The organism is Pseudonocardia sp. TRM90224, from assembly GCF_021245725.1.
In the GTDB taxonomy this organism is placed as follows: Bacteria; Actinomycetota; Actinomycetes; order Mycobacteriales; family Pseudonocardiaceae; genus Pseudonocardia.
The window spans coordinates 671417-689014 of the sequence record NZ_JAJGSX010000001.1; the positions used below are offsets into that span (position 1 = coordinate 671417).

A 17598-nucleotide genomic window follows, 5' to 3' on the forward strand; every position below is an offset into this window, starting at 1 on the left:
CATGAGCAAGCACGTCGTGCGCAAGGGCGAGACGGCCGACGGGCCGTTCTCGCTGGTCGTCACGCCGGAGTCGGCGGGGTGGGGCTACAGCTCCCTGCGGTTGCTGGAGCTGCCGGCCGGCGGGTCCGCCACGTTCGCCACCGGCGAGGACGAGACGGTGGTGCTCCCGCTCGCCGGCGCGTGCACCGTCGAGTGTGCCAGTGCCGGTGATCGGGAGCGGTTCGAGCTGGCCGGCCGTTCGAGCGTGTTCACGCGGGTCACCGACTTCGCCTACGTGCCACGCGACGCCGAGGTCACCGTCTCCTCGGTCGACGGCGGACGCTTCGCGCTGCCGGCCGCCCGCGCGACCCGGCGGCTCGCGCCGCGCTACGGCCCCGCCGAAGGCGTGCAGGTGGAGCTGCGCGGCGCCGGCCAGTCGAGCCGGCAGGTGAACAACTTCTGCACCCCGCAGACGTTCGAGGCGGAGAAGCTGATCGCCGTCGAGGTGCTCACCCCCAGCTCGAACTGGTCGTCCTACCCGCCGCACAAGCACGACGAGCAGCGCGAAGGGGAAGCCGAGCTGGAGGAGGTCTACTACTTCGAGGTCGAGAACGGCGGGCCCGGTTTCCAGCGCGTCTACACCTCCGGCGAGGGCAAGGAGATCGACGTCTGCACGGAGGTCCGCAGCGGCGACACCGTCCTCATCCCGCACGGCTGGCACGGCCCGTCGATGGCCACACCCGGCTACCACCTCTACTACCTCAACGTCATGGCCGGCCCGAGCCCCGACCGCGCCTGGCTGATCTGCGACGACCCCGAGCACGCCTGGGTCCGCGGCACGTGGGACGACCAGGAGATCGACCCGCGCCTCCCGCTCACCACCACGGAGGAGAAGTGAGACTCACCGTTGCACAGGCGCTCGTCCGGTTCCTCGCGAACCAGTACAGCGAGCGCGACGGCGTCGAGCAGCGCTTCGTCCCCGGCTGCCTCGGGATCTTCGGCCACGGCAACGTCGCCGGGGTCGGGCAGGCGCTGCTGGAGATGGCCGACGACATGCCGTACCACCTCGCCCGCAACGAGCAGGGCATGGTGCACACGGCCGTCGGCTACTCGCGCATGCGCAACCGGCTGCAGGCGATGGCGTGCACGGCGTCGATCGGGCCGGGTTCGACGAACATGCTGACGGGCGCTGCGCTCGCGACCACCAACCGCATCCCCGTCCTCCTGCTGCCCAGCGACGTGTTCGCCACCCGTGTCGCGAGCCCCGTCCTGCAGGAACTGGAGGACCCGCGCGGCTACGACGTCTCCGTGAACGACGCGTTCCGCCCGCTCTCCCGCTTCTACGACCGGGTGTGGCGGCCAGAGCAGCTGCCGTCGGCACTGCTGGGGGCGATGCGCGTGCTCACCGACCCGGTCGAGACCGGCGCCGTGACGATCGCATTGCCGCAGGACGTGCAGGCCGAGGCCTACGACTGGCCCGACGAACTGTTCGCGAAGCGCGTCTGGCACATCCCGCGCCCGGTACCCGAACCGGCCGCGCTGGCCCGGGCCGTGGAGATCATCCGCTCGGCGACGGCGCCGCTGGTCGTCGCCGGCGGCGGCGTGCACTACAGCGAGGCGACGGCCGCGCTGCGCGCGTTCGCAGAAGCCACCGGCATCCCCGTCGCCGACACGCAGGCCGGCAAGGGCGCGCTGCTCTGGGACCACCCGCAGGCCGTCGGCGGGGTCGGCGCCACCGGCTCGCCCGTCGCCAACGCGCTCGCCCGCGACGCCGACGTCGTGATCGGCATCGGCACCCGGTACAGCGACTTCACGACCGCATCGCGCAGCGCCTTCCAGAACCCCGACGTGCGGTTCGTCAACCTCAACGTGGCAGGGTTCGACGCCGCGAAGCACGCCGGCGAGATGCTCGTCGCCGACGCGCGCGCCGGGCTGGAGGCACTCACGGCGGCGCTGGCCGGCCACCGCGTGGAGCCGAGCTGGGACGTCACGGCGTGGAACGGGACCGTCGACGCCGCCTTCCACCTCGGCCACCAGCCGCTGCCCGCGCAGACCGAGGTGCTCGGGGCCTTGAACGAGGAGATGGCCGCGACCGACGTCGTCGTGCAGGCAGCCGGTTCGATGCCCGGCGACCTGCAGATGCTCTGGCGGGCGCGCGACGCGAAGCAGTACCACGTCGAGTACGCCTACAGCTGCATGGGCTACGAGATCGCCGGCGCGCTCGGGGTGAAGATGGCCGCGCCGGAGCGCGAGGTGTTCGCGCTGGTCGGCGACGGTTCCTACCTGATGATGGCCAGCGAGATCGTCACCGCCGTCTCGGAGGGCATCAAGCTCAACCTCGTGATCGTGCAGAACCACGGGTTCGCCTCGATCGGCGCGCTCTCGGAGTCGGTCGGCTCGCAGCGGTTCGGCACCCGCTACCGCTACCGCGGCGAGAGCGGCCGGCTCGACGGCGACCAGCTCCCCGTCGACCTCGCGGCCAACGCCGCGAGCCTGGGCGCCGAGGTCATCCGGGTCTCGACGATCGAGGAGTTCCGCGCGGCGATCGCGCGGTCCCGGGCGTCCGAGCACACCACCGCGATCCACATCGAGACCGACCCGCTCGCGCCCGTCCCATCGTCCGAGAGCTGGTGGGACGTGCCGGTCGCGGAGGTCGCGCAGCTCGACAGCACGCAGCAGGCGCGCAAGACCTACGAGACGAACAAAGCCAACCAGCGGCCGCTGATCGGGAGGAAGCCGTGAGGACCGTCACGCACTGGATCGGTGGCAAGCCCGCGACCGGGACGTCCACCCGCACGAGCCCGGTCTGGAACCCGGCGACCGGCCAGCAGCAGGCCGAGGTGCTGCTGGGCTCCGCCGCCGATGTCGACACCGCGGTGCAGGCCGCCGCGGCGGCGTTCGAGACGTGGTCGCAGTCGTCGCTCTCGCAGCGCACGAAGGTGCTCTTCGCGTTCCGCGAGCTGGTCAACGCCCGCACCCAGGAGCTGGCCGAGATCGTCTCGGACGAGCACGGCAAGGTCGTCTCCGACGCGCGCGGGGAGGTGCAGCGCGGCCTGGAGGTGATCGAGTTCGCCTGCGGCATCCCGCAGCTGCTCAAGGGCGAGTACTCCGACCAGGTCTCCTCCGGCGTCGACCTCTTCTCCTTCCGCGAGCCGCTGGGCGTCTGCGCGGGGATCACGCCGTTCAACTTCCCGGCGATGGTGCCGATGTGGATGCACCCGATGGCGATCGCATGCGGCAACACGTTCGTCCTCAAGCCGAGCGAGCGCGATCCGAGCACGTCCACGCTGGTCGCCGAGCTGTGGGCCGAGGCCGGGCTGCCCGACGGCGTGTTCAACGTGGTGCACGGCGACAAGGAGGCGGTCGACGCGCTGCTCGACCACCCGGACGTCGCCGCCGTGTCGTTCGTCGGCTCGACCCCGATCGCGAAGTACATCCACCAGCGCGGCACCGCGAACGGCAAGCGCGTGCAGGCGCTCGGCGGCGCCAAGAACCACGCGATCGTCCTGCCCGACGCCGGCATCGACTACGCGTCGGACCACCTGGTGGCCGCGGCGTTCGGCTCGGCGGGCGAGCGGTGCATGGCGATCTCCGCGGCCGTTGCCGTCGGAGGCGCGGCCGACGAGCTGGTCGCGGCGGTGAGCGAGAAGGCCCGCGGCGTGAAGGTCGGGCCCGGACGCGCACCGGAGAGCGAGATGGGACCGGTCATCACCGCGGCCGCGCGCGAGCGCATCCTCGGACTGATCGGATCCGGCGCCGAGCAGGGCGCCACGCTCGCCGTCGACGGCCGCGACCTCTCGGTGCCCGGCCACGAGGAGGGCTTCTTCGTCGGCCCGACCGTGATCGACGACGTCTCCCGGGACATGGACGTCTATCGCGAGGAGATCTTCGGGCCGGTCCTCTCCGTCGTGCGCGCGAGCACCGTCGAGGACGCGATCGCGCTGATCAACTCCAACCCGTACGGCAACGGAACCGCGATCTTCACCTCCAGCGGCGAGGCGGCACGGCAGTTCCAGCGCGGTGTGAAGGTCGGGATGATCGGAGTCAACGTCCCGATCCCGGTGCCGATGGCCTACTACTCGTTCGGCGGGTGGAAGGACTCGCTCTTCGGGCAGAGCCACATCTACGGCCCTGAGGGCATCGCGTTCTACAGCCGGGCCAAGGTCGTCACCTCCCGCTGGCCGCACGTCGAGCAGGCCACCGGCGCGAGCTACCACTTCCCGACGGCGACCTGATGGAACGCCTCCGGCTGGGCACCGCACCGGACTCGTGGGGGGTGTGGTTCGCCGACGAGCCGAACCAGGTGCCGTGGGAGCGCTTCCTCGACGAGGCCGCCGAGGCGGGTTACGAGTGGATCGAGCTGGGGCCCTACGGCTACCTGCCGACCCACCCCGGGCAGCTGCGCGACCAGCTGGGCCGGCGCGGGCTGCGGCTCTCCGGCGGCACGGTGTTCACCGGCCTGCACCGCGGCGCCGACGCGCTCGACCAGGCGGTCGAGGACTGCCGGCGGGAGGCCGAGCTGCTCGCCGCGCTCGGAGCGCGGCACCTCGTGCTGCTGCCGGAGGGCCACACCGACCTCGACGGCCGGACCACCCAGCCCGTCGAGCTCACCCCCGAGCAGTGGCGCGACCTGACCACCGGCATGTCGACGCTGGCCAGGACGCTGCATCAGGAGTTCGACGTCGAGCTGGTGTTCCACCCGCACGCCGACACCCATGTCGACACGCAGTCGCGGGTGGAGCGGTTCCTCCTCGACACCGACCCGGAGCAGGTCGCGCTGTGCCTCGACACCGGGCACATCGCGTACTGCGGCGGCGACAACATCGCGATCATCGAGGCGTTCCCGGAGCGCATCGGCTACGTGCACCTCAAGCAGGTGGACCCGGCCGTCGCCGCCCGTGCCCGCGATGAAGGGCTGGGGTTCGCGCAGGCCGTCGCGCTCGGGGCGATGGTGGAGCCGCCGACCGGGGTGCCGCAGATGCCGCCGCTGCTCGACGCGCTCGCCCGGCTCGACGTCGACCTGTTCGCGATCGTCGAGCAGGACCTCTACCCGTGCGAGAAGGACGTGCCGCTGCCGATCGCGACACGGACCGCCACTTATCTCAACGGCTGCGGGCTGGGACCCGTCCGCCGCTGAAGTCCCCCGATGGAGAGGAATGCTCAATGAGGAGTACCCGAAGAGTGGTGCGCGGGCTGGCGCTGGCCGCCGCGCTCGGTGTGGTCCTGGCCGCGTGCAGCAGCCAGGGCGGTCGGCAGGAGGAAGCCGCGGCGCCGGGGGGCGGCGGCGGGCAGACCGCAACCACACCACGGCTGACGATCGCGATGATCACCCACCAGGCACCTGGCGACACGTTCTGGGACAAGGTCCGCACCGGCGCCGAGGTCGCGGCGGCGAAGGACAACGTCGAGCTCAAGTACAACAACGACCCGGAGGCCGCCCGGCAGGCGACGCTGATCCAGAACGCCGTGGACAGCGGTGTCGACGGCATCGCGGTGACGATGTCGAAGCCGGAGCCGCTGGCGCCGGCGATCAAGGCGGCCGTCGACAAGGGCATCCCGGTCGTGGCGATCAACTCGGGCATCGACGCCTGGAAGCCGCTCGGGATCAAGATGTACTTCGGCTCCGACGAGACCGTCGCCGGTGAGAGCGTCGGCGAGCGGCTGACGAAGGAGGGCGCGGGCAAGGCGCTCTGCGTGATCCAGGAGCAGGGTTCGGTCTCGCTAGAGGCCCGCTGCGCCGGTGTGAAGAGCACGCACCCGACCACCGAGAACCTCGTCGTCAACGGCGTCGACCTGCCGTCGGTGCGCTCGACGATCGCGGCGAAGCTGCAGCAGGACCCGTCGCTCACGCACGTGGTGACGCTGGGCGCGCCGTTCGCGCTCGCGGCGCTGGAGTCGATCGCCGACGCCGGCAGCTCGGCGAAGGTCGCCACCTTCGACCTGAACTCCGACGCCGCGCAGGCGATCAAGGACGGGAAGATCGTGTTCTCGGTCGACCAGCAGCCGTACGTGCAGGGCTACGAGGCCGTCGACGCGCTCTGGCTGAACCTCACCAACGGCAATGACCTCGGTGGCGGGCGCGCGGTGCTGACCGGGCCGTCGTTCGTCGACAGCACGAACATCGACCAGATCATCACCTACGCGAAGAACAACACACGCTGATCCCCGCCCGGAAGGGGCCGGTTCCCGCCGGCCCCTTCCCCTGATCATCGGAGCTACAGCCATGAGCCAGACCGTGGCGACCGAGCCGGAGCCCCCGGCCAGCCCGCCGACACCGCCGTCGGCACCAGCGCAGCGTTCCGCGTTCTCCCGGCTGCTCGCCCGGCCGGAGCTGGGTGCGCTCGCCGCGGCGATCGCGATCTTCATCTTCTTCTTCGCCGTGGCCGAGCCCTTCCGCTCGCTCCCGGCGCTCTCGACGATCCTGTACGCCAGCTCGCAGATCGGGATCGTCGCGGTCGGCGTCGCCCTGCTCATGATCGGCGGCGAGTTCGACCTCTCCGCGGGCGTCTCGGTGATCACCGCGGCGCTGACCGCCTCGATGATCAGCTACCAGTTCAGCGCCAACATGTGGGTCGGCACGCTCGTCTCTCTGGTGCTGATGATGGCGATCGGATTCGTCAACGGGTACCTCGTCGTGCGCACCGGGATACCGAGCTTCCTGGTCACGCTCGGCACGTTCTTCATGCTCCAAGGCATCAACCTGGGCGTCACGAAGATCATCTCGGGCACGGTCTCGACGGAGAACGTCGCCGACATCGACGGGTTCGCCTCGCTGAAGGCGATCTTCGCGTCGGAGTTCGCCGTCGGCGGCGTGACGATCAGGGCGACTGTCCTGTGGTGGCTGCTGTTCGTCGCTGTCGCCACCTGGATCCTGCTCAGGACGCGGGTCGGGAACTGGATCTTCGCGGTGGGCGGCAACGCCGACAGCGCCCGTGCCGTCGGCGTCCCGGTGGACAAGGTCAAGATCGGGCTGTTCATGGCCGTCGCGTTCCTGGCGTGGTTCTACGGGCAGCACCGCCTCTACGCGTTCTCGACCGTGCAGTCGGGCGAGGGCGTGGGGAACGAGTTCCTCTACATCATCGCCGCGGTGGTCGGCGGCTGCCTGCTCACCGGCGGCTACGGCTCGGCGATCGGTGCCGCCATCGGCGCGTTCATCTTCGGCATGACGACGCAGGGCATCGTCTACGCGGGCTGGGACCAGGACTGGTTCCGCTTCTTCCTCGGCGCGATGCTCCTGCTCGCCACGATGCTCAACCTGTACGTCAAGAAGATCGCCCTCACCAGGAAGTGACGAGATCATGACGGACACGATCGCGGAGCACGCGGCGTCCGACCTGGAGGTCGGCAGCCCGCTCATCGAGATGGACGGCGTCGGGAAGTCGTACGGGGCGATCACCGCGCTGGAGGGCATCGACCTGCGGGTCGGCGCGGGCGAGGTGACCTGCGTGCTCGGCGACAACGGCGCGGGCAAGTCGACGCTCATCAAGATCATGTCGGGGCTGCACCCGCACACGTCGGGATCGCTGAAGGTCGACGGCGAGGAGACCCGGTTCGGGTCGCCGCGCGAGGCGCTCGACCGCGGCATCGCCACCGTCTACCAGGACCTCGCGGTGGTCTCGCTGATGGAGGTCTGGCGCAACTTCTTCCTCGGCTCGGAGATCCGCAAGGGCAACTTCCCGCTCGCCCCGATGGACATCGCGGGCATGCGCCGCATCGCCGACGCCGAGCTGCGGAAGATGGGCATCGCCGTCAAGGACATCAACCAGCCCATCGGCACGCTGTCGGGTGGCCAGCGGCAGTGCGTCGCGATCGCGCGCGCCGTCTACTTCGGCGCCCGCGTGCTGATCCTCGACGAGCCGACGGCCGCGCTGGGCGTCAAGCAGTCGGGGGTGGTGCTCAAGTACACGGCGGCCGCGCGCGACGCCGGGCTCGGCGTCGTGTTCATCACGCACAACCCGCACCACGCCTACCTGGTCGGCGACCACTTCATCATCTTGAAGCTGGGCAGGCGGGTGCTGGACCGGAAGCGCTCCGAGGTCACGCTCGAGGAGCTCACCGCCGAGATGGCCGGCGGGCAGGAGCTGGCGGAGCTGTCGCACGAGCTGAAGCGGTAGGGAGATCTCGTGACACTGAACGTCGGCGTCATCGGCGTTGGCATGATCGGACAGGACCACATCCGGCGCCTCACCCACGTCCTGTCGGGGGCGCGCGTCGCCGCGGTCACCGACGTGGACCTCGACCGGGCGCGGGCCGTGGCGGACGACCTGCCCGGCGCAAAGCTCCACCAGAACGGGCCGGCGCTGATCACCGACCCGGACGTCGACGCGGTGGTCGTCACGTCGTGGGGGCCGACGCACGAGGAGTACGTGCTCGCGTCGATCGCGGCGGGCAAGCAGGTGTTCTGCGAGAAGCCGCTCGCCACCACCCGCGAGGCGTGCGACCGGATCGTCGACGCCGAGGTCGCCGCGGGCCGGCGCATGGTGATGGTCGGGTTCATGCGCCGCTACGACGACCAGTACCGCGCGATGAAGGCCGCCGTGACCAGCGGCGACATCGGCGCGCCGCTGATCATGCATGCTGCGCACCGCAACCCGTCGGTGCCCGGCCACTACACCAGCGACATGATCATCAACGACTCGACGGTGCACGACATCGACGTCGCCCGCTGGATGTTCGACGACGAGATCGCCGCCGTCACCGTGCTGAAGCCACGGGTCAGCAGCAAGGCCCGCCCCGGCTTCAACGACCCGCTGCTGGTGCTGCTGGAGATGGCCAGCGGCGTGCTGGTCGACGTCGAGGCCATGGTCAACGCCGGGTTCGGCTACGACATCCGCGGCGAGGTGGTCTGCGAGGACGGCACCGTGGAGCTGTCCGAGAGCGAGGGCACGGTCGTCAAGCGCGCCGGCCGGTTCTCCGGGCGGGTGCCGGCGACCTGGCGCGAGCGGTTCATCCGCGCGTTCGACTTGGAGTTCCAGGCCTGGATCGACGCCGTCCGCGCGGGCGGGACCACCGGCCCCAGCGTGTGGGACGGGTACGCGGCGACCGTTGCATGCGAGACCGGGCTCGCAGCGCTGCGCAGCGGCGTGCGGGAGCCGATCACCCTGCGGGCGCGGCCCGACCTCTACAAGCAGGACGTCGCGTGACGGCCCGCCTGCCCGTCGCGCTCGCGGGCCTCGGTCGGATGGGGCGGATCCACGCGGCCAACCTCGCCCGCGGCAGCGCAGTTCGGCTCGCGGCCGTGCACGACGCCGATCCCGAGGTCGCACGCAGCGTCGGCGAGGAGCTCGACGTCCCGTGGGTCGCCACGTTCGACGACCTGATCGACGCGGCACCCGCCGTCGCGATCTCGACGCCGACCGGGACGCACGCCGAGCTGATCGTCGCCGCGGCCGAGGCCGGCAAGCACGTGTTCTGCGAGAAGCCGATCTCGCTCGACCGGGCCACCGCGGTGGCCGCCGTCGAGGCCGCCGAGAAGGCGGGCGTGGTGCTGCAGGTGGGTTTCCACCGGCGGTTCGACCCCGACTGGGTGGTCGCCGCCGAACGCATCCACGCCGGCGAGCTCGGCGAGGTGACGCTCTTCCGCACGACGCTGCGCGACATGAACCCGCCGAACCCGGCGTTCCTCGCCCACTCCGGCGGCTTCTTCGCCGACGTCACCGTGCACGACCTCGACGTCGCACGCTGGCTTGTCGGCGAGGTCGTCGAGGTGACGGCGCACGGCGCGGCGAGCGACCCGGCGTTCGCCGAGATCGGCGACATCGACACGGCCGTCGTCGTGCTGCGCTTCGCGAACGGCGCGCTCGGTGTGATCGACAACAGCCGCTCGGCCCGCTACGGCTACGAGTGCTCCACCGAGGTGATGGGCACGCTCGCTACCGCGCGGGTCGACGGCGCGCACCGCCACAACTACGAGTGGCGCACACCGGGCTGGGCGTCGCGCGATCTGCTGAGCAACTTCGGGGAGCGGCACCGGCTCGCGTACATCGCCGAGCTGGAGGCGTTCGCGCACAGCGTCGGCAGTGGCGAGCCCGCGAAGGTGGACGGTCGCGCCGCGCTCGCGGCGTTCGACCTGGCCGCGGCCGCGGAGCGCTCGTACCGCACGGGGCTCCCCGTGACCGTCGACGGAAGGAACGGATTGTCATGACCGCCCACAAAGAGGCGCAGAAGATCGCCGGGGCGCCGATCTCGTGGGGCGTCTGCGAGGTCCCGGGCTGGGGCTACCAGCTCTCCCCGGAGCGGGTGCTCGCCGAGATGCACGAGGTCGGGCTCGTGGCGACCGAGCTGGGCCCCGACGGCTTCCTGCCTGCGGAGCCCGCCGCGATGGCAGGCGTGCTGGCGCAGCACCACCTGCAGGCGATCGGCGGGTTCACGCCGCTGCTGCTGCACGTGCCGGGCCACGACCCGGCGCCCGAGGTCGAGAAGCTGCTGCAGACCTACGCCGCAACCGGCTCCGACGTGCTCGTCCTCTCGGCGATCACCGGGCTCGACGGCTACGACACCCGTCCCGAGCTCGACGAGCAGGGATGGCGCACGCTGCTCACGAACCTCGACCGCCTCGCCGCGATCGCCGGCGAGCACGACGTGCGCGCCGTGCTGCACCCGCACGTCGGGACGATGGTGGAGAACGGCGACGACGTGCGACGAGTGCTGGAGGGATCGTCGATCGCGCTGTGCCTCGACACCGGGCACCTGCTCATCGGCGGCACCGACCCCGCGGAGCTCACCCGCCAGGCGCCGCACCGGATCGCGCACACGCACATCAAGGACGTCGACGCGGCGCTGGCGAAGCAGGTGCAGTCGGGGCGGCGGACGTACACCGAGGCCGTGCGCGAGGGCATGTACCGGCCGGTCGGGCAGGGCGACGTCGACTTCGGGGCGATCCTCGGGCACCTCCAGGCCGACGGGTACGACGGTTGGTACGTCCTGGAGCAGGACACGATCCTCACCGAGGAGCCGGCGGGGATCGGGCCGGTCGCGGACGTGCATACGAGCGTCGAGCGGCTGCGCGCGATCATGGGGTCATGAGCTCCCCACTCCGCATCGGAATCCTCGGCGCAGCCCGGATCGCCGTCGGTGCGCTGATGCAGGCCGCGGCCGACACCGGCGACCGGGTCGTCGCGATCGCGGCCCGCGATCCGCAGCGGGCCGCGGCGTTCGCCGAGCAGCACGGCGTCGAGCGGACCGTCGCGACCTACGCCGACCTGGTCGCCGACCCCGAGGTCGACCTCATCTACAACCCGCTCCCGAACGGGTTGCACGGGCCGTGGAACCTCGCCGCGATCGAGGCGGGCAAGGACGTGCTGAGCGAGAAGCCGTTCGCCAGCAACGCCCCGGAGGCCCGGCTGGTGCGCGACGCCGCGGTGGCCGCGGGCGTGACGGTGGTCGAGGCGTTCCACTACGTCCACCACCCCGTGATGCGGCGTGTGCTGGAGGTCGTCGGGTCGGGCGAGATCGGCGCGCTGCGCAGCGTCGACGCAACGTTCGTCGTGCCGGCGCCGCCCGACGCCGACCCGCGGTGGTCGCTGCCGCTCGCCGGCGGCGCGTTGATGGATCTCGGCTGTTACTCGTTGCACGCGAACCGGATGCTCGGGCAGTTCGCGGGCGGCGCGCCGAGCGTCGTCTCCGCAACGGGGCAGGAGAAGCAGGGCAACCCCGGCGTCGACGAGATGATCGACGCGCAGCTGGCCTTCCCCGGCGGCGCCACCGGGCGGGCGATGTGCCGGATGGGCGGCACCGACTTCTCGGCACCGCTGCTGGTGACCGGCGAGACCGGGGCCGTGGCGGCCGCGAACTTCGTGCTGCCGCACCGCGACGACACCGTGAAGATCACGACAGCGGCCGGGACGCGCACCGAGAACCCCGGCACCCGTCCGAGCTATGCGTTCCAGTTGGAGGCCCTGCGGGCCCACCTTCGGGGCGGTCAGGCGTTTCCGATCGACCTCGACGACGCCGTTGCGACGGCCGAACTCATCGACGAGACATACCTTGCGGCCGGTTTTGAACCACGCCCAACCTTTGCAGGTTAGCTCGATGGAGGCGTTTTGCTCACCCGGTGTGCACGCCGGTGCGCAATGCGTCTCACGTGTTTCCGAAAGGTGACGTACGCCTCACGACGAGGTGACACACCGACGCCCACCCCGGCGATAGAGCCAGGAGAATCAATGGCCGACACTGGTCAAGAGAACCTCCGGGAGGCGAGCAGCATGGTCAACATCTCCGTGTCTTCACGATCGCTGGCTGCAGCGCGCTCGGTGGATCCGAACGTGTCCCCGGCCGCCGTGCACGCCGCTGTCGAGGCCGCGATCGCCGAGCAGCTGCGTCAGCTCGGGCACGGGCGCGGCGAGCCGCGCAAGCAGCCCGCACCGCAGGACTGATCCACCAGTAGGCCCGTGGCCGATTAGGCCATGGACCGACCTAATCGGTACCTACGCTTACCACATGAGCGATGAGATCCGACCTTTCCGCCTCGCCGTCCCGCAGAGCGAGCTCGACGACCTGCGTGCTCGGCTCGCGGCAACCCGGTGGCCGAAGCAGCTGCCGGGCGAGGCGTGGAGCAGGGGTGTCCCCGTCGAGTACCTGAAGGACCTCGTCGAGCACTGGCGCTCCGGCTACGACTGGCGGGCGCACGAGGCAGCGCTGAACGAGCTGCCGCAGTTCACCACCGAGATCGACGGCCAGGTCGTCCACTTCACGCATGCGCGCTCGACGAAGCCCGATGCGCTGCCGCTGATCATCACGCACAGCTGGCCGAACTCGGTCGCCGAGCACACCCGGATCCTCGGCCTGCTCGTGGAGCAGGGCTTCCACGTCGTCGCGCCGTCGCTGCCCGGGTTCGGGTTCTCGCCCTTCCCCGAGCCGGCCGACCCGAGGCCGTGGAGCGTCGAGCGGGTGGCGCGGACGTGGGCCGAGCTCATGCGCCGGCTCGGCTACGAGCGCTACGGGGCGCACGGCAACGACGCGGGCGCGCTGGTGTCGCCGCAGCTGGCGGTGACCGACCCCGAGCACGTCGTCGGCGTGCACATCACCGGCGGGCTCGGCGTCCCGACCGGCGACCCGGCCGAGCTGGAAGACCTCTCCGATGCGGAGCGGGCCGAGCTCGCGCAGATGGCGCAGTGGTGGGCCGGAGGCAGTGGGTACGCGGGCTACCTGTCGAAGCGCCCGCAGACGTTGGCGTACGGGTGGCACGACTCGCCCGTCGCGCAGCTGGCGTACCTGGTGGAGCGGTTCACCGAGTTCGACGGCTGGCCGGGCGCCGAGGGCAAGAAGGTGGAGCCCGTCGACCGGGAGGACGTGCTGACCAACGCGAGCCTCTACTGGCTGACCGGCACCGGCGCCAGCTCGTCGTGGACCTACTACGAGGGCGCGGCCGGCATGCCGATCAACCAGGCCGTCGTCCCGACCGGGGTGTCGCACGGCGGGCCGTCGGCGTTCCGGACGATCGCCTCGCGCACCAACAAGATCGTGCACTGGGGCGGGCGCGACGCCGGCAGCCACATGGTCGCGATGGCCGACCCCGACGGGCTCGTCGAGGACATCCACACGTTCTTCACCCAGCTCACCTGACCGAACTTCCCCACCGTTTTGCCAACCTGCACGCCGAAATGTCCGTGTAGGTAGGCAAAACGGTGGGGAAGTTCGTGGTTCAGCGGGCTGGGGGGCGGGAGGTGGTGCCTCTGACGACGAGGCGGGGCAGGATCACCTGCTCGGTCGGGTCGGTGCGACCCTCGTCGAGACGTTCGAGTGCGGCCGCCACCGAGCCACGGGCCTGCACGGCGGCCTCCTGGCTCACCGTCGTCAGCCGGACGTGGGCCAGCCGGGCCAGCTCGCCGTCGTCGTAGCCGACCACCGAGACGTCCTGCGGCACCCGCACGCCGGCCCTGAGCAGCACGTCCAGCACGCCGATCGCGCTGCGGTCGTTGGCGGTGACGACGGCGGTCGGCAGGTCGCCGGCGTCGAGCATCCGTCGCGCCGCCGCGGCGCCGGCCGCTTCCTCGTGGCCGCCGCGCAGCACCGTCGTCGCGATCCCGTGGCGCGCGGCAGCCGAGAGGAACCCGGCACGGCGGTCCGCCGCCATCTGGAGGTCACCGCCGTCGACGTGCGCGATCCTGCGGTGCCCGAGCGCAACGAGGTGGTCGACGGCCTGGCCGACCCCCTCGTCGTCGGCAGCGCGGACGACGTCGAATCCGGCAGGATCGACCCGGCGGCCCACCACGACCAGCGTCACCCGCTCGGCCAGCTCGGCCAGCGCCTGCGCCGGCAGCTCGGGCGAGAGCAGCAGCAGCGCCTCGCAGCGCAGGTCGAGCAGCGTCTCGACGACGCGGGCCTCGTCGTGCACGGGCGTGATCGCGCTCAGCGCCACCGTGTATCCACGGGCGTCCGCCGCGACCTGCACCTCCTCGGCCAGCTCCGACCGGAATGCGTCGCGCAGCACGACCGGGACGCCCAGCAGGTGGGTGCGGCGGCGGGCCAGCAGGCTCGCGGTGCGATCAGCCCGGTAGCCGAGCCTTGTGGCGGCTTCGAGCACCCGCTCGCGGGTCTCCGCGCTCGGCCCGGCGATCCCCCGTAGTACCAGCGACACCGACGCCGTCGAGACGCCCGCGTCGGCGGCGACGTCTTCCAGCCGAGGCCTGCGCACGCTTCCACCCCTTGACACGACATCCGGTCGAACCGGAGAGTACCCGTTGTTAAAGCGCTTTAAGAACCGGAGGTGGAACGTGCCGCTCACCCTCGACGGCTGCCGGGTCGACGACCTGATCGCGGTGCTCGCGCACCGAACAGATCCCGCCGACCACCCGCTGGCCAGCGCGATCGAGCAGGAGGTGCTGGTCTACGAGGCGGGACCGCTGCTCGCCGCGACGCGTCAGCAGGCGCAGGCCGAGCTGGTGCGCGCCTTCACCGACGGCCCCGGCGTCGTCGTGATCCGCGGCGCGTTCCCGGACACCGCCGTCGTCGACCGGGTCACCGCCGTGTTCGACGAGCTGATCGCCGAGCAGCGGGCGAGCGGAGCCGTCGCCGGCGACCACTTCGCGCCGCCCGGAGCCAACGACCGCCTGTGGAACGCGCTGGAGAAGCTCGCCGTGCGCGCGCCGAGAGAGTTCGTCGACTACTACGCGAACCCGGTGCTCGCGCTCGTCTCCCACGCGTGGCTCGGGCCGGGCTACCAGGTGACGTCGCAGGTCAACGTGGTCAACCCGGGCGGGCGCGCGCAGGTGGGGCACCGCGATTACCACCTCGGGTTCCTGCCCAGCACGTCGATCGAGCAGTTCCCGGCGCACGTGCACCGACTCTCGCCGGTGCTGACGCTGCAGGGCGCCGTCGCGCATTCCGACATGCCGGTCGAGAGCGGGCCGACGCTCTACCTCCCGCACTCGCAGAAGTACGAGGCCGGCTACCTGGCGACCGGACGGCCGGAGTTCCGCGAGCTGTTCGAGCAGCGGCACGTCCAGCTGCCGCTGGCGAAGGGCGACGCCGCGTTCTTCAACCCCGCCGTGATCCACGGCGCCGGGCACAACCGCTCGGCCGGGATCCGCCGGACGGCGAACCTGCTGCAGGTCTCGTCGGCGTTCGGGCGGGCGATGGAGAGCGTCGACCGCGAGCGGATCTGCGCGGCGATCTTCCCCGCGCTGCGTTCGCACCCCGCGCCGGATGCGGCGATCGCGGCTTCATCCGAGGGATACGCCTTCCCGACCAACCTCGACCGCGACCCGCCGGTCGACGGGCTCGCGCCGCCGACGCAGGCCGACCTCATCCGGCGCGCGCTGGCCGAGGGCTGGGACGACCCGAAGTTCCGCGCCGAGCTGGCGGCGCACACCGACCGGAGGAGGACGCACTGATGGGACTGCTGGACGACCAGGTCGTGCTGGTCAGCGGCGGAACACAAGGCGTGGGTGCCGGCGTGGCCCGCGCCGCGGCCCGCGAAGGCGCGCGGGTGGCCGTCACCGGGCGCCGAGCGGAGATCGGCGAGAAGCTCGCGGCCGACATCGGCGCGCTGTTCGTCCGTGCCGACGTCGCGGACGTCGAGCAGGCACAGGCGTCGGTCGCCACCGTCGTCGCCGAGCTGGGCAGGATCGACGCGCTGGTCAACTCCGCGGGCCTCACCGACCGCGGCACGTTGCTCGACACCACACCCGAGCTGTTCGAGCGACACATCGCGATCAACCTGCGGGCGCCGTTCTTCCTGATGCAGGCAGCGGTGCGGGACATGCTCGGGCGCGGCGCACCCGGCTCGATCGTCAACATCATCTCGTCGTCGGAGCTGGGCGGGCAGCCGTACCTGGCGCCGTACGTCGCGGCGAAGGCCGGCCTGGCCGGGCTCACCCGCAACGTCGCGCACGCGCACCGTTTCGATCGCATCCGGATCAACGGCCTCGACATCGGGTGGACCGAGACCGAGGGCGAGGACGCCACGCAGCGCCGCTTCCACGACGCCGACGACACCTGGCGCGACACCGCGGCGAGCAAGCTGCCGATGGGCAAGCTCGGGCAGGTCGACGAGATCGCCGACTTCGTCGTCTTCCTGCTCTCCGCGCGCAGCGGCGTGGTGACCGGCTCCGTCATCGACTGGGACCAGAACGTCTTCGGAGGGCTGGACTGATGCGCCTGGGACTGATCGGACTCGGCCGGATCGGCGCGTTCCACGCCCGCACCCTCGCCGACCTGGACGCCGTCGAATCGCTGGTCGTGCACGACGCCGACGCCGCCGTGACGGCCGCGGTGGCCGCGCAGGTCGGGGCCGAACCCGCCGACTCGGTGGCGGAGGTGCTCGGCTCCGGCGTCGACGGGCTGCTGGTGGCCGCGGCGACGGATGCGCACCCGACGCTGGTGCTGGCCGCCGTCGACGCCGGGCTCCCGGTGTTCTGCGAGAAGCCGCTCGCCCGCAACATCGGCGATGCCGTCGCGGTGGCCACGCGGGTCGCCGGCGCCGCGGTGCAGGTCGGCTACCCGCGCCGGTTCGACGTCGCGTTCAAGGCCGCGCGGGCCGCTGCGGCGAGCGGCGAGCTGGGCCGTCTGCACACCGTGCGCTCGACAACGCTCGACCCCGCTCCCCCGCCGGCCGCGTACATAGCGGGCTCCGGCGGGATCTTCCGCGACTGCGCGGTGCACGACTTCGACGCCGTGCGGTGGGCGACCGGACGGGAGGTCGTCGAGGTCTACGCAACCGGCTCGAACAACGGCGACCCGTTCTTCGCCGAGTACGGCGACGTCGACGCGGCTGCCGTGGTGCTGACCCTCGACGACGGCACCCTCGCGCTCGTCTCCAACAGCAGGTACAACGCACGCGGCTACGACGTGCGGCTCGAGCTGCACGGGTCGGACGACAGCGTGGCCGCCGGTCTCGACGACGGCCTGCCCCTCCGCTCGACGCAACCCGGCGTGGCGTTCCCGGCAGGCCCGCCGCACCAGTTCTTCATGGACCGTCTCGCCAACGCCTTCCGCGCGGAGCTCGCCGCCTTCACCGAGCTGGTCGCCGGCCGGATCCCGTCGCCGTGCACCGTCGAGGACGCGCTGGCCGTCGGCTGGATCGCGGAGGCGGCAACCCTGTCGCTGGAGGAGCACCGCCCGATCCGGATCGACGACATCATGACGTGACACCCCTACTTGTTATAGTATTCCTATAAC

Annotated in this window: 17 protein-coding genes; 16 read left to right on the forward strand and 1 reads right to left on the reverse strand. The window is 71.4% G+C overall.

All coding sequences use genetic code 11. The annotated features are described in order from the left end of the window. The first annotated feature begins 1 nt into the window (after nucleotide 1). The 13 genes from iolB to LL648_RS03045 all read left to right on the forward strand — a co-directional run bounded on the left by iolB (nucleotide 2) and on the right by LL648_RS03045 (nucleotide 13542). On the forward strand, nucleotides 2–877 hold the full coding sequence (iolB, locus tag LL648_RS02985; RefSeq protein ID WP_232660794.1) for a 5-deoxy-glucuronate isomerase: 876 nt from the start codon (nucleotides 2–4) through the stop codon (nucleotides 875–877). Continuing rightward, a complete protein-coding gene (gene iolD, locus LL648_RS02990) occupies nucleotides 874–2721 on the forward strand; it encodes a 3D-(3,5/4)-trihydroxycyclohexane-1,2-dione acylhydrolase (decyclizing) (protein WP_232660795.1) in 1848 nt (615 codons plus the stop codon). The genes iolB and iolD overlap by 4 nt, the downstream gene beginning before the upstream one ends. Then, nucleotides 2718–4214: a CoA-acylating methylmalonate-semialdehyde dehydrogenase gene (locus tag LL648_RS02995; RefSeq protein WP_232660796.1), complete on the forward strand. Its 1497-nt coding sequence runs from the start codon at nucleotides 2718–2720 to the stop codon at nucleotides 4212–4214. Before iolD ends, LL648_RS02995 begins: the two co-directional genes overlap by 4 nt. After that, the gene (locus LL648_RS03000; protein ID WP_232660797.1) at nucleotides 4214–5116 is read left to right on the forward strand and encodes a TIM barrel protein; all 903 of its coding nucleotides are present in this window, start codon (nucleotides 4214–4216) and stop codon (nucleotides 5114–5116) included. The genes LL648_RS02995 and LL648_RS03000 overlap by 1 nt, the downstream gene beginning before the upstream one ends. 26 nt (nucleotides 5117–5142) lie before the next feature. Continuing rightward, nucleotides 5143–6141, forward strand: a complete 999-nt coding sequence (locus LL648_RS03005) for a sugar ABC transporter substrate-binding protein (RefSeq protein ID WP_232660798.1) — start codon at nucleotides 5143–5145, stop codon at nucleotides 6139–6141. Between the two features lie 61 nt (nucleotides 6142–6202). Continuing rightward, on the forward strand, nucleotides 6203–7270 hold the full coding sequence (locus tag LL648_RS03010; RefSeq protein ID WP_232660799.1) for an ABC transporter permease: 1068 nt from the start codon (nucleotides 6203–6205) through the stop codon (nucleotides 7268–7270). A 7-nt stretch (nucleotides 7271–7277) separates the two neighbouring features. After that, nucleotides 7278–8093 carry an ATP-binding cassette domain-containing protein gene (locus LL648_RS03015; RefSeq protein WP_232660800.1) on the forward strand — a complete coding sequence of 272 codons (816 nt, stop codon included), beginning with the start codon at nucleotides 7278–7280 and terminating at the stop codon, nucleotides 8091–8093. A gap of 9 nt (nucleotides 8094–8102) precedes the next feature. Continuing rightward, nucleotides 8103–9122 (forward strand): Gfo/Idh/MocA family oxidoreductase, encoded by a 1020-nt coding sequence (locus tag LL648_RS03020; RefSeq protein ID WP_232660801.1) that lies wholly within the window; start codon nucleotides 8103–8105, stop codon nucleotides 9120–9122. Then, nucleotides 9119–10123: a Gfo/Idh/MocA family protein gene (locus tag LL648_RS03025; protein WP_232660802.1), complete on the forward strand. Its 1005-nt coding sequence runs from the start codon at nucleotides 9119–9121 to the stop codon at nucleotides 10121–10123. Before LL648_RS03020 ends, LL648_RS03025 begins: the two co-directional genes overlap by 4 nt. Next, entirely contained in the window at nucleotides 10120–11004 is an 885-nt protein-coding gene (locus tag LL648_RS03030) for a sugar phosphate isomerase/epimerase family protein (RefSeq protein WP_232660803.1), read from the forward strand. The genes LL648_RS03025 and LL648_RS03030 overlap by 4 nt, the downstream gene beginning before the upstream one ends. Further along, a complete protein-coding gene (locus LL648_RS03035) occupies nucleotides 11001–12005 on the forward strand; it encodes a Gfo/Idh/MocA family protein (RefSeq protein ID WP_232660804.1) in 1005 nt (334 codons plus the stop codon). Before LL648_RS03030 ends, LL648_RS03035 begins: the two co-directional genes overlap by 4 nt. A 135-nt stretch (nucleotides 12006–12140) precedes the next feature. Continuing rightward, nucleotides 12141–12353: a hypothetical protein gene (locus LL648_RS03040; protein WP_232660805.1), complete on the forward strand. Its 213-nt coding sequence runs from the start codon at nucleotides 12141–12143 to the stop codon at nucleotides 12351–12353. 64 nt (nucleotides 12354–12417) lie between these two features. Further along, nucleotides 12418–13542, forward strand: coding sequence for an epoxide hydrolase family protein (locus tag LL648_RS03045; protein ID WP_232660806.1), 1125 nt, complete (start codon nucleotides 12418–12420; stop codon nucleotides 13540–13542). 79 nt (nucleotides 13543–13621) lie between these two features. Here LL648_RS03045 and LL648_RS03050 read toward each other — a convergent pair whose 3' ends face one another. Then, nucleotides 13622–14614 (reverse strand): LacI family DNA-binding transcriptional regulator, encoded by a 993-nt coding sequence (locus tag LL648_RS03050; protein WP_232660807.1) that lies wholly within the window; start codon nucleotides 14612–14614, stop codon nucleotides 13622–13624. Between the two features lie 79 nt (nucleotides 14615–14693). Between LL648_RS03050 and LL648_RS03055 the strand changes: the two genes are divergently transcribed. From LL648_RS03055 to LL648_RS03065, 3 genes are read left to right on the forward strand one after another with little or no spacing between them, the layout of a single operon-like run. After that, nucleotides 14694–15812 carry a phytanoyl-CoA dioxygenase family protein gene (locus LL648_RS03055; protein ID WP_232660808.1) on the forward strand — a complete coding sequence of 373 codons (1119 nt, stop codon included), beginning with the start codon at nucleotides 14694–14696 and terminating at the stop codon, nucleotides 15810–15812. After that, nucleotides 15812–16573, forward strand: a complete 762-nt coding sequence (locus LL648_RS03060; RefSeq protein WP_232660809.1) for an SDR family oxidoreductase — start codon at nucleotides 15812–15814, stop codon at nucleotides 16571–16573. The genes LL648_RS03055 and LL648_RS03060 overlap by 1 nt, the downstream gene beginning before the upstream one ends. Beyond that, a complete protein-coding gene (locus LL648_RS03065) occupies nucleotides 16573–17568 on the forward strand; it encodes a Gfo/Idh/MocA family protein (protein ID WP_232660810.1) in 996 nt (331 codons plus the stop codon). Before LL648_RS03060 ends, LL648_RS03065 begins: the two co-directional genes overlap by 1 nt. The last annotated feature ends 30 nt before the right edge of the window (nucleotides 17569–17598 follow it).